At 66.6% G+C, this 15,138-nt stretch carries 12 protein-coding genes and 3 pseudogenes; 9 read left to right on the forward strand and 6 right to left on the reverse strand.

The window, feature by feature from the left end; all coding sequences use genetic code 11:
* Nucleotides 1-318: 318 nt before the first annotated feature.
* Nucleotides 319-957 (forward strand): phage integrase N-terminal SAM-like domain-containing protein, encoded by a 639-nt coding sequence (locus LXT12_RS26105; protein ID WP_474100268.1) that lies wholly within the window; start codon nt 319-321, stop codon nt 955-957.
* Here the strand turns inward: LXT12_RS26105 and LXT12_RS27220 are convergent.
* The 5 genes and pseudogenes from LXT12_RS27220 to LXT12_RS26125 form a co-directional block, all read right to left on the reverse strand.
* Nucleotides 903-1,082 (reverse strand): annotated as a pseudogene (locus LXT12_RS27220) (ThiF family adenylyltransferase); the annotation flags it as partial. The gene LXT12_RS26105 and the pseudogene LXT12_RS27220 overlap by 55 nt on opposite strands.
* A pseudogene (locus tag LXT12_RS26110) lies at nt 1,075-1,494 on the reverse strand (IS21 family transposase); the annotation flags it as partial. The pseudogenes LXT12_RS26110 and LXT12_RS27220, both read right to left, overlap by 8 nt.
* A 165-nt stretch (nt 1,495-1,659) precedes the next feature.
* A pseudogene (locus LXT12_RS26115) lies at nt 1,660-2,577 on the reverse strand (IS110 family RNA-guided transposase); the annotation flags it as partial.
* A 355-nt stretch (nt 2,578-2,932) separates the two neighbouring features.
* A complete protein-coding gene (locus LXT12_RS26120; RefSeq protein WP_233395388.1) occupies nt 2,933-3,307 on the reverse strand; it encodes a hypothetical protein in 375 nt (124 codons plus the stop codon).
* A gap of 40 nt (nt 3,308-3,347) precedes the next feature.
* The gene (locus tag LXT12_RS26125; protein WP_349255052.1) at nt 3,348-3,680 is read right to left on the reverse strand and encodes a helix-turn-helix domain-containing protein; all 333 of its coding nucleotides are present in this window, start codon (nt 3,678-3,680) and stop codon (nt 3,348-3,350) included.
* A 113-nt stretch (nt 3,681-3,793) separates the two neighbouring features.
* Here LXT12_RS26125 and LXT12_RS26130 point away from each other — a divergent pair, with 113 nt between their 5' ends.
* The 4 genes from LXT12_RS26130 (at nt 3,794) to LXT12_RS26145 (ending at nt 7,064) form a co-directional block, all read left to right on the forward strand.
* The gene (locus LXT12_RS26130) at nt 3,794-4,444 is read left to right on the forward strand and encodes a transposase (protein ID WP_233395392.1); all 651 of its coding nucleotides are present in this window, start codon (nt 3,794-3,796) and stop codon (nt 4,442-4,444) included.
* Between the two features lie 18 nt (nt 4,445-4,462).
* The gene (locus tag LXT12_RS26135) at nt 4,463-4,936 is read left to right on the forward strand and encodes an RNA polymerase sigma factor (protein ID WP_233395393.1); all 474 of its coding nucleotides are present in this window, start codon (nt 4,463-4,465) and stop codon (nt 4,934-4,936) included.
* Between the two features lie 497 nt (nt 4,937-5,433).
* On the forward strand, nt 5,434-6,072 hold the full coding sequence (locus LXT12_RS26140) for a hypothetical protein (protein WP_233395394.1): 639 nt from the start codon (nt 5,434-5,436) through the stop codon (nt 6,070-6,072).
* A gap of 2 nt (nt 6,073-6,074) precedes the next feature.
* A complete protein-coding gene (locus tag LXT12_RS26145; protein WP_233395396.1) occupies nt 6,075-7,064 on the forward strand; it encodes a relaxase/mobilization nuclease domain-containing protein in 990 nt (329 codons plus the stop codon).
* Nucleotides 7,065-7,083: 19 nt separating this feature from the next.
* Here LXT12_RS26145 and LXT12_RS27190 read toward each other — a convergent pair whose 3' ends face one another.
* The gene (locus tag LXT12_RS27190) at nt 7,084-7,431 is read right to left on the reverse strand and encodes a helix-turn-helix transcriptional regulator (protein ID WP_419964799.1); all 348 of its coding nucleotides are present in this window, start codon (nt 7,429-7,431) and stop codon (nt 7,084-7,086) included.
* Nucleotides 7,432-7,948: 517 nt separating this feature from the next.
* On the opposite strand from LXT12_RS27190, the gene LXT12_RS26155 reads away from it, so the two are divergent.
* The 4 genes from LXT12_RS26155 to LXT12_RS26170 all read left to right on the forward strand — a co-directional run bounded on the left by LXT12_RS26155 (nt 7,949) and on the right by LXT12_RS26170 (nt 15,131).
* Nucleotides 7,949-8,905, forward strand: coding sequence for a PEP-CTERM sorting domain-containing protein (locus LXT12_RS26155; protein WP_233395398.1), 957 nt, complete (start codon nt 7,949-7,951; stop codon nt 8,903-8,905).
* 512 nt (nt 8,906-9,417) lie between these two features.
* Entirely contained in the window at nt 9,418-10,845 is a 1,428-nt protein-coding gene (locus tag LXT12_RS26160; RefSeq protein WP_233395400.1) for a Wadjet anti-phage system protein JetA family protein, read from the forward strand.
* Nucleotides 10,842-11,492 (forward strand): DUF4194 domain-containing protein, encoded by a 651-nt coding sequence (locus LXT12_RS26165; protein ID WP_233395401.1) that lies wholly within the window; start codon nt 10,842-10,844, stop codon nt 11,490-11,492. The genes LXT12_RS26160 and LXT12_RS26165 overlap by 4 nt, the downstream gene beginning before the upstream one ends.
* Nucleotides 11,493-11,495: 3 nt before the next feature.
* A complete protein-coding gene (locus LXT12_RS26170) occupies nt 11,496-15,131 on the forward strand; it encodes an SbcC/MukB-like Walker B domain-containing protein (protein ID WP_233395402.1) in 3,636 nt (1,211 codons plus the stop codon).
* Nucleotides 15,132-15,138 lie beyond the last annotated feature (7 nt).

A 15,138-nucleotide genomic window follows, 5' to 3' on the forward strand; every position in this document is an offset into this window, starting at 1 on the left:
GTCGGCCATGACGGCTCTCCTTGATCCGCTCGGGCACATGCCCGCGTCGGTCAAGGTACGCCTCGCGTTCCACCCACTTCCCAGCAGGGTGAGTACCGCGTCAGCGGTTTAGTTCAACGTGTTCTCGGGAGACAGCTAACGCCGCCTAGGCAGACGCGCTGCGCCCTAAATCGGCAGCCTGGATCTCCGGCAAGCCGTTGACGTGCCATCAGTTTCTCCCATTTGACTGTATGTTTATACAGCATTAAATTTCCGGCAAAAGCGGCACACCGACAACCACCTCGCCGAGGGGAGATGGCCGCCTGAGGAGCGCCCATGATGCCAGTTGTGCCGCCCGCTGCGGCCCCTCGCAAATACCTGCGCCCGCGGTCCAGTCCGGACCTTCCACCACTGCGCGCGGAGCGGGTGCTGGACCAGTTGCGAGAACGCCTGCGGTTGATGCACTACAGCCCACGTACCGAGGAGACCTACGTCTACTGGGTGAAGGCGTTCATCCGCTTTCACCGGCTGCGGCACCCCGCCGAGATGGGCGGGCCGGAGGTGGAGGCGTTTCTCACTCACCTGGCCAACGACCGGTCGGTGGCACCGTCGACGCACAGTCAAGCCCTGTCGGCGCTGCTGTTCTTCTACACCAAGGTGTTGCGCCATGACCTGCCCTGGCTGCAGGAGATCGGCCACCCCCAGCGCCACCGGCGCCTGCCCGTGGTCCTCAGTGTTTCCGAAGTGCGTGCCGTGCTGGCAGGGCTTCAGGGCGAGCATTTGCTGCTGGCCTGTTTGCTCTATGGCACGGGCCTTCGAATCAGCGAGGCCCTGCAGCTGCGGGTCAAGGACCTGGACTTCGCGCAGCGGGCGCTGTCGACGCACGAGAACATCACGTCGGCTTGGCTGGCGCACAGCACTGCTCCGCGTGTCGAGATGGACGCGCTCACCGGCACGGCGACCCCCTTGCCCCTGTAGCTGGTCACAGCTTCAGCAAACGCGACAACCTTCGATCTCTGAGCCTTGGCGTCCGCCAGCGTCGAGTTGACGATTCGATTCAGGTTGCGCGGTTCGATCTTGTCGAAGTCGATGAGGATCCTCACTCCAGTCGAACTGGAAGGCCTCGCCGAGCTCGAAGCTCAGCGGCACGTAGGCATCGCCCGTCGCCGCACCTCGCTGGGCTGCGCGCCAGGCGCGGATGTAGTCGGTCAGCCGGCTGTAACCGCCCGCGTAGCCCGCGGCCTTCAACTGCTCCAGCAGTGCCTTGGCGCTGCGCCGCTCCTTCTTGGGCCGGCGGGCATCGGCGCGCAGCCATTGCTCCAGTTGCTCGACGTAGGGCGCCAGCTTGGTCGGCACCGCCGGCCGGCGGTACTGGGGCTGCTCGGCCTTGCCCAGCCTGAGGTACTTGCGCACCGTGTTCCTCGCCAGGCTTGTCGCCTTGGCGATCTCCCGTACCGACTTCTTCTCGCGGTGGTGCATCCGCAAGACCTTGCCAATCATCACCATGGTGATCACTCCTCACACCCCCGCCCAGCTGTGGATATCTCGGGCAGGGTAGGTTGAACACCTGGGTCAAATTTGGGTCGGCAGGGCCCTCATGGGTGGGTCAAATTTCAGTCGGCGCCAACACTCTATACGCCCATTGCCAACACCATCGCGGTCGTCACTGAGATCGGCGGCTACCCGTGTGCTGCGTCGCTTGCCGGCACTCTCGTCACTGCGCGGGCACAGCCCCGCCCAGGAGACAAGATGTCCAGACGTCGGGAAGCGCGTCATGTCCACGCCGATCTCCGCCACGACGACGTTGGCCGTGAGCTCAGAGATGCCCGGCATCGTCGTCAACAGGCGTGCGCGCTGCTGGATCGGCGCCAGCGCTTTTCCCACCGCAAGGTCCAGCTCTTGCAATGTGCTCTGCAAGGCATCCACCACCTGCAGGTGCAGCTTGAGCATCGTGCGATGGTGCTCCGTGACGCGCCCACGCAGCGCCTCGCGCAGCTCGGCACTCTTGTTGCGCGCCGTGCCCTGCGCCAGCGCCGCCAGCTCGCCCGGGTCGGTCCGACCTTGTACCAGGGCATCGAGCATCGCCCGGCCACTCTTGCCCAGTACGTTGGACAGCACGCTGCCGAGCTTGAGGTTGGCGTCCTCCAGCACCTTCTGGATTCGCAGCGAGTGCTGGGAGATTTCCCGCACCAACTGCTTGCGCGTGCGGGTGAGATCGCGCAGCTGCTGGATGGCCTGCGGTGGCACGAAGCTGGAGCGGATCAGGCCGTGCGCGAGCAGATCGGCAATCCACATCGCATCGTTGACGTCGGTCTTGCGTCCGGGCACGTTGCGAATGTGCGCTGCGTTGGCCAGCACGAGCTCGAACTCCGGCTCCAGGATGTGCCAGACCGGCTTCCAGTAGACCCCCGTTGCCTCCATGGCCACGTGGGTACAGCCGTGCTCGCCCAACCAGTCGGCCAGGGCCAGCAACTCCGTCGTGGTGGTGCCAAAGCTGCGCACCTCCTGATGAAGCGGCGGCGAGACGCAGCGCACGCAGGCCACGATGGTGTCCTTGTGCACGTCCAGCCCCGCGCAACGCGCGTAGAGCACTTGCATGACAACCTCCTGCCAGTGATGGGGCGCAGCAGGCAGTCCTCGTCGTCGAACTCTACTAACCGTGCTTCAGGGCGTCACCGCCCCTTGCCACATTGCGGGGTGCTCGCAGGACTGCGGGTCCAACTACTGAACGGGCTCGCTGCACCAAGGAGAAACCGACCTCGTCAGCCGTGCCCCGTTCCATCCTATGACCTCTCACCCCGCAGTGACCATGCCCCCGGCTACATGCCGCGGGGTCGGGTCCGCCCGATGAACAACTACTGAGACCGACTGCCATTGCATGGCCGCGGCGTCGGCGACGCTGACTCCCATCATGGCGACCGCGATGGGCGGTAAGGGTGGCGTATGGGCCAGTTCATGGCCGAACGGTACAGGTGTTGTCGCCGTCGGGCGAGGCTTGGTCGGCCGGCCCCGGTGAAGTGGGGCGACTGCCGTCCTCGCCGCAGGCGGCGATGATCGGCGCGGCGACGGCCTCAGCGTGGCGGCAGTGCCAGGCCCAGTACGAGGTCTTTGCCTTGGGTCTGCAGTACCGCTGCTTCTCGAACGTCAGCCGCACGCGGCCGGCCCAGGCAGCATCGATTTCGACACGCATCTCATGTTCTACCGCGCAGGCAGGATCGGGCAGGGAGCGGCTGGCCAATGCGATGTACTGGCCGGGGACGCGGGCCAGGATGCCGTTGTCCGAGCGGGCCGGGGCAAGGGGAGCGGTGAGGGCGGATCGTTGAGTCATGCCGCGACGCTCGACCGGCGCGTTATGCACCTTCCCCAGCTTAGTCAGCGTCTAGCGGGTCGCTGAATCTGGATGGATCCAGGAGTTCGTGCAACGGAATTCCCAGCGCCGCTGCAAGCCTGCTCATGTTGTCGATCGAGATGTTGCGAGCAGCCCGCTCAACATCGCTGACGAACGTCCGGCTCAGTGAAGACTCGTACGCGAGCGCATCCTGTGAAAGCCCCTTGATATGGCGAGCGCGCTTCAAGTTTCTGCCGAAGACTGCTCGATCGCTGGGTCGGTGTTTCGACTTTGTCATGCAGAAAGAGCATGCGAAAGCCCTTTCAAACTTGCCACTCTGTTTGAAAGTCCTTGTGCACTGTTTGCGTGTCATCTATTCTTCTTGGGCGGCAAAACGCCGCCTATCGACACGCACTAGGTGTCGGACAGCGCGGTGATCCGTATCGGTAGTGCTGTTTCGCCGCACCCCAACAAACGGAGCCGACGATGAACATGTCTCCGATCCGCTCGATCGACCCATCCGGCCTGCCTCTATGCCGCGCCTACGTCGCAGTCCTGTTCGGTCCGATCCTGGTGCAGCTCAGCCCAGTGGGCGGCGCAGCGGACCCGCGCTCCGAGCCGATGCTTTGGGCGCTCGGTATCCTGGCCGACGGGTTGCCGGACTATCTTGGGGCCTGGCAGTTGTCCGGGCCGAAAGGCCCGCGGTGGGGCGCCATCGTCGATGACCTGAAGACCCGTGGTGTCGAGCGGATCCGCTTCGTGATCGGTCCGGATCCCGTCGATATCAAAGCAGCTCTTCTGGCCCAGTACGGGGACGGCAACCGCAAGCCGGACTGCACAGTCCTGCCCTCCTCGGGACCGACTGTCGAGTCGGCTTTCGTCGAGGGACTGCTGCCCGGCCACCGCCCCTACATCGACCGGGCGCGGGAGGTCGCGATCCCACTGGGCCGCCGCCTCGGGCGGGCCGTGGCCCGGCATGGCGGCTTCGTCGACCCGGCGTCGGCCGCGGCGCTGCTCTACCAGTCGGCCGAGCGCTATATCCGGGCCAACTGGCCGGAACCGCCGGAACCTCGGCCGTCGTTCGCCTCGTCACTGCCGGCGCTGGCCGTCCAGCCCGGGTTGGTCGCCGCCGGCTGATCCGGCCTCACCCTTGTCATGAGCCTCAAGGCCGCTCTTGCCCGCGTCCACGCCGCTCTGCGGCGCCGCGGCGCCTCGGCCCAGGACGCCGACGATCTGGTGCAGGAAGCCTGGATGAGGCTGGCGTGCTACCAGCGTGACCAAGTCGTGGCCCAGCCCGAGGCATTCGTCATGCGTGCAGCGCTGAACCTGGCCATCGACGCCCATCGCATGCGGGTCAACCACGGCGAGGAGGTGTTGGTCGAGCAGGTCATCCTGCTCGATACCGCTCCCGGTATCGAAGCACAGGTGCTGGCCCGGGAGCGCCTGACCCGCTTGAGCGAATGCCTGGCCCGTCTCAGCGACAGGACCCGGACCATCTTCCTGTCCCACCGCGTCGATGGCGCGACCTACGAGGAAATCGCCAGATTGCATGGCTTGAGCATCAGCGCAGTGCACAAGCACATCGCCAAAGCCACGCTGCAGCTGACGACCTGGATGGATGGGTGGTAGCGCGCCGCGCCCGCCGGAAAGCGGGTCGCGCACAGGTTGTTCCTGTGAGAGAGCGCGAGCCAGGAGTTTCTCCGCCGAACTGCAAGCTGGATCGCAGGCTTGCACGGGCCCTCCCGCTTGCCGCGAAAGCGGCGAGGAGGTGCTGGGTGGAGAGGTGGTCCTGGTCGACCTGGCGCCCAGCGCGGAGGCGGTCTTGCTCGCCGGCGCGCGCGGCGCCCGGCTCAGCGAAGGTTGGCGCGAATGGCGGGCGCGGTGCACCTGACTTGCTGGATGGATGGCTCGAAGCGGCGCGCTGATCCGCCTGCGCTACGCGCAGGCGAAGCTGGCGGCGCTGAGGCTGCGGTCCGCATGCACGAAAGTTGAAACGATTGGTGAATGCGCCGCTGAGTTCCCGGGACATCCTGGGGCGATATGGGCCGGCGCGGGCGTTTGCGGGACGAACTGGCTGTTGACGACGGGATCTTTTGCTTGCGTTGGAAGCGGCGCAGGATGGCCGCATGCAAACCGGTCCTGTCCCAGCTTTCGAGGTGCAGCTCGACCTGCTCGAGGCGCCGTCGCGTCCGGCGTCTCAGGAGCTGGGGCGTGAGCCGGCGGACCGGCGGGACCGGCTGACCGTCGACCTGGGGCGGCTGGGGCCAGCGCTGCGGTTGCTGGCCAGGCAGCAGAGAACGAACGTCTCTGCGTTGATCCGACGCGCGCTTCGGCCGCTGCTGGAGGGTGAGGCGGTTGCTCGTGACAGCGCCCTGCCCCGGCCGGCCGAGACGGGTCGTATGGCCCGGGTCAACTTGAAGCTGCCCTATGCCGATGCGATGGCGCTGGCCCGCCGGGCCGAGGCTGGCGACATGTCCCGCAGTGAGCTCGTCCGCTCGCTGCTCGCCGGATTGCCGCCGGCCGTCGTCGCGCCGGATCATGCCGAGGCGGTGCGGGCCCTGATCGCCTCCAACGACCGCATGGCCGTGCTGGCCGCGGACCTGCGGGACTTCGTGCGCCTGCTCTCGCGGGCTGCCGCCGCGCGTCCTGAACTGGCCGCCTACCGAGCCAGGATCGCGTCGCTCGAGCAAGACGTCCGGAGCCACCTGAAGCAGGCGTCGCTGCTCGCGGCCGAGCTGCGGCCGCATGGCCGTCGCCGAGGCTGAGCATGGCGGTCAGTGACGGCCTTATCGTGCAGTGGGGGGAGAGGCTCTTCTACCCGGACAACCGCATCGTCAAGGGGGATCGGACGCCTCGGCTAACCGGGCCGCTGGCCGTGCGTGCCGCCGCCATCCGCCGCCGTATTGCCGCGGTGGTCGGTCGCCGGGCGCCGCAGGCCTTCGTCCGGGTCACCGGCGGCGGCCGCGGCATGGGCGCCATCGCGGCACACCTGCGCTACATCGGCAAGAACGGCCAACTGGAGATGGAAGACGATCGCGGGGTCAGTCGCAATGGCGAGGAGGCGGTGCGCGACATCGTCGACCAGTGGCGTCACGCAGGGCGGTATATCGGCAACGTCGAGCACCATCGGGAAGCGTTGAACCTGATGCTGTCGATGCCGGCCGGCACGGAGCCGTCTCTCGTGGCCGAGGCGGCCCGGGAGTTCGCGCGGCTCGAGCTGGGCGGACATCGCTGGGTCATGGTGCTGCACCGGCACCAGGCGAATCCTCACGTGCACCTGTGCGTGAAGCTGCGGTCCGTTGAGGGCGACCGACTGCGCCACGGGCCGGCCGACCTGCGCCGGTGGCGCGAGACGTTCGCCGAACGGCTCAGGACATTCGGCCTCGAAGTCGAGGCGACCCATCCCACCGTCCGCGGCAAGTCGCGCGACGGCGAGCCGCTGTGGCGGCTGAAGGCTCGCGAGGACGGACGCCTGCGCCAGGACCTCCTGCCGACCGGTTTCAGCGCAGCCGAGTGGCGGCGCTGTGGGGAGGCTTTCCAGTGCTGGAACCACTTGTGGCAGGCGCTGCGAGATTCGGATCGAAGCGACGACCGCGCGCTGGGACAACAGGTCGGTGATTTCCTCGTGAGGACGCCGTTCATGAGCGAGGTGCTTAGGCGCTACCCGGACGAATTCCAGGACGTTCGGCGCTACCTTTCGGAGCAGCGGGAGCAGGTGGTCGCACGGGGCCGCCCCGGTCCGGAGTTCGTGCGGTGAGGTGGCTGCCTGTCCGGCGTCAGACGGTATCGGTGTCGATCGGTCGGTGCGCCGGGGTGGCCGGGCCCGGCTGGAGGCAAGGGCGCGAGGCGTTCCAGGCGGCGATGTCGCTCAGCCGCCAGCCGACGGCCCGGGGGCCGAGCCGCACGGCGTTGGGAAACTGTTGCATCGCCATGAGCCGGTAGATGGTCGAGCGGCCCAGGCCCGACAGTTCCTGGACCCGTGGCAGCCGGACCATGACGTCGACCTCGACCGTCGGGGCGTCGGCGGGCCTTCGATGGAGAAGGCCATGGGAGCCGTCTCTACAGGACGGCAGGCCGGGTTGCAGCGGGTCCGGCGCCGCCCGCGAATGCGTGGGCGCCTTCATCGCCATCCCCTCGTGTAGGCGACGAACCTGCAGAACAGCCGGCGCCAGCAGAACGGGTGTCGCAGGAAGGGGTCGAACACGGCCGTCACTTCGATCGACGCTTTCGTCGGATTCCGCCGGAGGCAGAAGGCCAGGACCCGTCCTCGCTGACTGAGGTACACGGACGGTTTCCGGCGTCGTGGACGAGATCGGCCGGCGAATGCTGAGATTTCCGGTCGGAGACTTTGCGGCATGAGCTGCCTCCGTGACGCGTGTGAATCACTCTAGTCGCCAGTGGGTGTGTGGGGCGCGCTGAATTCGGGCCTGAATTCAGCGGGGCGGTTGCCGTTGTGGTGACCGTCAATCCTGGAGCCTGCCGGAGCACGTCTGGCGGTTCCGGCAGAACTGCCCCGAGCGGCCATCCCGGAAATCCGGTACGGCGGGCGATAGACCTCGGCCGGCTTGTGCTGCACATTGAAAGTCGTTCGACACGTGAGCTTGCGCAGCCCCTTAGGCGTGGCGCAGGAAGGGAGATCAAATGCGTGCATGGAGCCGTCCGGCTTTGTTGGCCGGCTGCCGCTTGGCGGCAGCTGGAATCGTGATCATGGCCTGCCCCTGGACGGAAGCGGCCGCGTGGCCGGTGAGTGCGACGGCGGGAGTGGTCGGAGCCGAGCACGGCACGGGGTCGACCAATGCCCCGGTCTCGTCCAGCGGTTCAATGGCCTTTGACTTTCCGCAGTGGGGCGAGACGTTCACCTCCAGCGGAAAAGCCGTCACCGATCCGCGATGGCGGCAGATCCACATGTCGTCGACCTTGGCGGTCACGCATTCGGTCTGCGGCGGTGTCAGCTGCCAGGTCGGCGGGACCGGGGTCACCGGCGGCTTCGGGCGGATCCAGGACATCGTCGGCGTGAACTCAGCGTCGCTGCGCAGTGGCAGCTTGATCGACATCTACTTCAACCCGGTCCACTACAACGGCACGGTGTCGTTCGCTGATATCTCGGGCTTCGCGAACGGCTCTGTGTTTGCCGACCTCAGCGTTTCCGCCTCGGTGCCCAGCCTGGGCTCCGCATCGGATCACGTGCCCATGACCTTCACGCTGGACGCGGGCTTGCAACATCCGTTCATCGTCGCGGGCCAGTCGAAGGGGATGGTGCTGAGAGTACCCAATGGCGGCAACTACGACCTGGATCTGAGCTTCAGCCTCGCACTGCAGATGGGCCGCCTCGGCGTGGCAGGTGGCCAGGGGGGCAATGCCAGCGGCAGCATGGTGGCCGACTTCTCGCATACCGTCGACTGGGGCGGCGTGGCCTTCGCGACCGATGCGCTGACCGGCCGTAGGCTCACCGATCTGCAGTTGACTTCATCGATGGGCGTCGATTGGACGCAGCCTGGCATGCAGGCGCCCGTGCCGGAGCCCGCGCGGGTGTGGCTGCTGCTGGCCGGCATGATGAGTGGAATCGCGCTCGCACGGCGGCGTCACAACCGCGGCTGAATGCACGCCCGGGCCAGCAAGCGGCACAGGCGCTCCGCCCGAATCCACGCCACGATGCATGCCTGTAAGAGGCATACGAGGACGCGGCGGCCGTTGCTTCGGCGGGCCGCTCCAGCTCCAGCTATCGCCGGAACCGCTGGGCGCAACGGATGAGCAGAACATCCATGTAGGGAAAGGGAAGCGCCGAATCAACCTGGAGGCTGACCCAGCGTCCCCATCGACATTTTGCCGACGTAGCCATGTAGTGTGGCGAGCGGGATTCAGCCCGGCCGCGCAGCCTGCAGGCCTTGCTGCATGCGCCGCACCGCCGAGTACCGCCGCTGAAGCCGTGCTCGCGCATGGGCGCCGCGTGGATCGCGCTGCCCTGCACGTCGGCGCCGGACCGGCGCTGCCCGCTCCCGCGCGGCGTTCCCGGCCGCTGGACGCATCACCAAGCACCCCGGCGGTAACATCGCCGCACAGACGATCAATGCCCGGCCGAACCGGCAGCCGAATACCAGGGAGGAGTGTGGATGTCTGCGCCGGCCATCTTCTTCCAGGGCGTTGCCGAGCATTTCTTTCGTCCCTTGACCTGGCAGGACCGCGAGGCCTGCGCCGCCGTCCTGCGCGGTCTGCACGAGCGCGTGCATGGTCCGCAAGCCGACTATGCACAGGCGCTGACCAGGGAACTGGTGCTTGAAATCTGCCTGGACGTCATCGCCCAGCCGGCCTATCGCGAGGGCGCGCTGTCGACGGCACAGGCTGTCAACGCGGAGGCGGAGCGCGGCTATGCGCTGAACCTTCTGCGTGCGCTGAAGGAGCACGGCTGGGTGGAGGACTACAAGGATCCGATCGACCTGCAGCCCGTGCTCAAGCTGACCCGTGCCGGCAAGGCGTTCGCCGAGACCTTTGCCGAGCTGGACAATGCCCGCCATAAGACTCGCCAGCGCAACATGCGCTCGGCCCGCAAGGCGCTGCAGGCGTTCCTGGACAACCAGGACGAGGACGAACTGCTGGACGCCCACGACTACGCCAGCAGGGTCGTCCAGGATCTGCAGGACGATATCGAATATTTCCGCGCGCTGATGCAGAGCCTCACACGCGAGGCCCTGATGCACAAGCTGGCCTGGGACGAGTTCAACGATTTTCTGGAGCGCCGCTTCGGCAAGGAGATGTCGGTGCGGCTGGTGGCCGATTCGGTGGACCGCCACCGTGGCCAGATCGTTGAACTGCTGGACCAGATCCGTGCCTGGCCGGTCCAGCAGCGTGAGCGCACCGATGCCGCCCTGCGCCAGCGTGCCGACTGGTTGGAGCCGATGCTTGCCGGCGGACGCAGCGCCACGCTGTGGCTATGTCAGAGAGTCGAGGCCCTGATCGACGCGGCCTGCGAGCTGAAGCTTCCGATGCTGCGCAGCGAGATGCACAACTACGTGCGCCGCTTCACCAGCTTGCTTCGTCAGGCGTTGTCGTTGGACTATGGCGCCGAATCGCCGATGGGCCTGACGCTGGCCGGCATCAAAGCCGCTGATGCTGCGGGTAAGGATGCCTGGCTCGAACGGCTGGGGCAGCGCCTGGCCACGAGCGAACTGCGGCTTCTGCCCGTTGGAGGGCTGCGTTGGACCCAGCGCGAACGGCAGCAGGTCGAAGGCGACGAGACCGAATGGCAGGTGCGCCTGGACAGCCGGCTTGAAGCGGCGCTGCGCCGCGCGGAGGCCGAGGCCTTCGTCATCAGCGAGGAACGCGTGCTGTCGCAGCTGGGCAAGACGGGCGCGGGTTCACTGCGTCTGTCGGACCTCGCGGCGCGGCGGGCGGATGAGGTGCTGACCAGCCTGCATGCTGTCGGAGCCGCGCGCTCGCTGCATGGGCGCGAACGCTGGCAGGTCAGGAAACTCGGCGAACGGTTCGAGACGGCGAGCTTCATCGCCGACGATTACGAGTTGCGCCGCCTGCCGAAGTCATGACCGCCGAGACTTTCCACGCCCTGCTCGAATCTCGCCTGGCCGAGCGCACCGCTGGCGGCGTCTCGCGTCGTCGCTTCGCCGAGATCTGCAACCGGCTGCTGGCTTCCGGCATCCTCTGGCGCGACTATTCCAAGCCCGAGCAGTCGCTGTATGACGACGCCACGCTGGCCGAGGAATTGCTGCGCGAATGGTTTGACGTGCTGGGCTTCGCGCTGACGCACGACGTCGACGCCAACCTGATGCGCCTCTATCCACCCGGCGACGACCAAGAGGACGAGGACGGCGTCAAGAAGCTGCGCGCACGCCTGTCCAAGGACGTCGTCGCGGCCGCGCTGGGGCTGCGCTTTCTCTATACCGAGGCATTGACCGGTAAGCGCGAGCTGATCAATCAGGAGCTGGCGATCAGCCTGGAGGAGTTGTCGCAGACGCTCGTCACGTTGCTGGGTACGACGCTGCCACCCTCGACAGCCGAGCGGGTCCAGTTGCTGCGGGAGCTGCGCAAGCACCGGCTCGTGCGCTTTCGCGAGGGCGACGCCGGCTTCGGCCAGATGGAGATGCTGCTGAGCGTGCTTCGGCCCATCCTCTCCTTCGTCAGCGACGAGGCGCTGCTGGAGGTACGCCAGCTGATGCAGGAAAGGCAGGCCTGAGAGATGCGCCTGCAGCGAGTCATCACTGTCAACTGGGGCACGCTGGAAACGCGTGACTGGCCCCTGGCCGACGCCACCTTGCTCACCGGCGAGTCCGGTTCGGGCAAATCAACGCTGCTGGATGCCATCCAGGCGGTGCTGACAGCCGCCCGTCAGGGCGTTTTTCATTTCAACGCGGGCCAGAATGAATCCACCCAGGGACGCCGGGGTGGCAAGGAGCCGCGCACCCTGCACGCCTATGCGCTGGGCCAGTGCGGCAGCGAGGTGTTCCTGCGCCAGCGTTCGACCAGCTATGTGGCGTTGAGTTTCGTGCCGTCAATCCAAGAGACGGGCGCGGAGCCGTTCAGCGCGCTGCTGGGTGTCGAGGCGCATGTGGACGGCGGCCGTGCCGAGGGAGGCAAGCCGCTTTTCTTCCTGCTGCGCGGAGCGAGCTTGATGCTGCAGCATCTGCTGTCGAGCGAGGCCGGGTCCGGACGCCCGCGGCCGTTGCCACTGAAGGAGGCCTACGCCCAGCTTCAGCTGCGGCTGCAGCTGCAGGCCGAGCAGCTGGCGCGCTTCGAGGGCAAAGACAGCTATCTCCAGCATCTCTACGGGCAACTTTTGGGCCGCAAGTTCGTGCCCGAGACGGACGCGACACGCTGCGCCCGTGCGATCGTCAAGGCGATGGCCTACCGCGAGATCGGCAATGTCAACGAGCTGGTGCGGGACGAGATCCTCGATGCGCACGACTTCAGTCAAGAAGTCGGCAAGATGCGCCAGCTGATGCAGGAGATCGCCCGACTGAAGGCGGATGCCGAACGCCTGAAGCTGAACATCGACCGGTTGAAGCTGGTGGACGAGGCGGGCGGCGATGTCGTCGCGCTGCTGCGTCGCCACGTGGTGATGATGAACGCGCACGCGCTGCGCGTTCAGCGCGACACCCTGGGCGAGCGGGCCCGAACCGAGCGCCGGCGCCTGCAGCTTCAAAGCCTCGCCACGGAATCGCAGCAGCGGCTGGATGCCATCGCGCACGAGCGCGAGACGTTGAGTCAGGAGCTCAGCCTGGTGCAAGGCGAATTGGCGCAAAGTGGCGTTGCGCAGGAAAAGCAGCGTCTGACGACGCAGGCGGCCCAGTACGCGGAACAGTTCCGCAAGGAGTGGAGCCGCGTTCAGCAGGCCGCACGCCAGATGGACCAGGTCCTGGTCCATGTGAACCAGCTGCTGGCACTGGATCTCGCGCTGCTTGCAGACCTGCAGGCTGCGGTGCTGCGCTTGAACTCGCCCGCCTTCCGGGCGACGAAGCAGTGGGCGCCGGTGCGCGAGGCCTTGCTGTCGAGCGCCCAGCTGGGAGACGAGCTGGCCGCCTTCGAGCTGGAGCCGCTCGACCAGGCATTGCGTGCGCTGGAGGCGGTGCTGCTGGGGCAGGATGAACAGTCGGTCATGTCCGCCCTCGTGATGTCGCGCAGCGAGCTGCTGAATCAGCAGTCCGTGCTGACGGACGAGCAGACCGCACTGCGCGCCGAGCACGCGCAGTTGCTCGACGGACGCCCGCCTGCGCCTGACGACGTGCAGAGGGCGCTGCGCCTCTTGGAGGCTGAGCTGCCCGCCAGCCGTCCACGCATGCTGGCTGCGCTCGTCGAGCCGCGGCCAGGCAGCGCGTGGCAGGCTGCCATCGAAGGCTATATGGGCCGCGATCGCTTCGCTCTGATCGTCGAGCCGGACTTCGAGGAGGACGCCATCCGGCTGGTCAAGCGCCACTTTGCGCGGCGCTCCCCCAAGATCGTGCAGGGGAGCAAGGCCATCGAGGACACGCGTGGCGTGGCCACGCCGCCGTACAGCATCCTTCAGGAGCTGGTCTGCGAGCATCCTGTCGGAAAAGCCTATCTGCTGGCGTTGTATGGACGCGTGCGCAAGGTGGCCAGCGAGGCTGAACTTCGCCGCACGCCTCAAGGGTTGATGCAGCAGGGCCTCGGCAGCCGTGCTTACGGCATGTTCGCCTGTCAGGCGGCGGAGCAGGAGCTGGCCTTCGGTCTTGAGAGCCGCAAGCGTCGGCTGGCCTGGGTGGCGGCGCGGCTCGATGCGCTGGTGCCTGAGGTACAGCGGCTCAAAGGCATGGCGCAGTCACTGACGATGGTGCAGCGCTGGTTCAGTCAGAGCCGTGCCGCTTCGCTGGCGGAAGCACTATCGGAGGCATTGACGACGCGGCTGCGATATGTAGACGTCGAACTCCATTTGCAGCAGCTGGACACCTCGAGCATCGAGGCACTGGAGCAGCGGCGCAATGCACTGCGCGAACGCCTTGCAGCGAAGCAGGCCCAGTGGGACGCCGAACAGCAGGCTGTGGGTGTCCAGAACAAGGAACTCGGCCAGTTGCTCAAGTTGCTCGGGGAGCTTGACGCCCGGCTGCCGGAGCTGGCGCAAGAGGTCCTGACGGCCCAGGCGTGGATCAGCCGCTTCGCCGACGCCGGTGGCGCCGTGGCCAGCGAGCTGCAACTGTTGGATGAAGCGCGTTCGATCGGTGAAGCCGAATTGCCGAGCGCCGCAACCCTTCAGAACCACGCGACGAATGCTGCCGAGAACCTGCCGGACCGCCTCAAGACATTGCGCAATCACATCAGTACCTACCTGGCCGGCGCGCGCACCGACGAGGAGCGTTTCGCATGGGCCGAGCCGCCGCGAAGCGTCGAGCAGATCGAGGCGGTGCTGAAGGCGGTGTTGGCGGTGCAAGAGGCCGCGCGAGAACAGATTCGACGACAGGACGGCATCGGACTTGCCGAGAACGTCGCGCGGCTGGAGAAAGCCGAGGGCACCTTCAATCATGTGTTCACCAGCGACTTCTGCTTCAAGGTGCGGCGCGATGTCAAGGATGGCTCCAACACGCTGCGCAAGCTCAGCCAGGAACTGAAGGCGATCCAGTTCGGTGTGGATTCGTACGACGTGGTTCAGGACTGGGTGCCGCGCTACAAGGACTATTACGACTTCTTTGAGGCGCTGGACGGCGTTGTTGACCAGCTGGAGAAGGATCGCACGGCCATCTTCGACGCGCCTCAGCTCTCGCCCGAGCACCGAGCCACCGCCCAGGAGATCAAGCGCCTGCTGCTCTCGCAGGACCAGATCGCCGCCGAGCGTGCCCTGAAGGAGCTGGCCGACTATCGCAACTACCGTCGCTACGACATCCACCGCATCGCCGGCGGCCATCGCACGCCGATGTCCACTTGGGGTACCGGCTCGGGTGGGGAGCTGGAAACGCCGTTCTATGTGATCCGCGCTGCCGTGCTGGCCCACGCGCTGGGTCACTTCGGCCGGTCAGCGAACGCGCCAGCCCTGCGCCTGATGCTCAGCGATGAAGCCTTCTCGAAAATGGACGAAGCCCGTTCCCGGGCGGTGATGCGTTTCCTGGCTCAGAACATGGGCTTGCAGCTGATCGTGGCGATGCCCACGTCGAAGTCCGGCGCGATCAAGCCCGAGTTCGACAAGGAGTACACCTTCTCGAAGCTGGAAGCCGAAGCGCAGGGGCAGGTCGTGCACATCAGCGAGGTGCAGGAGAAGGACTTCAAGCGCGAGGCGTTGGCGGCTCTGTGGGCCGAGCATGCGCAGGCGGCTCGGACGCAGGCGCGGCTGGCATTTGAGGAACAAGGCAAGGGCGAGTTGTCAGCATGAGACGACC

The organism is Pelomonas caseinilytica (assembly GCF_021353235.1).
Taxonomy (GTDB): domain Bacteria; phylum Pseudomonadota; class Gammaproteobacteria; order Burkholderiales; family Burkholderiaceae_C; genus Pelomonas; species Pelomonas caseinilytica.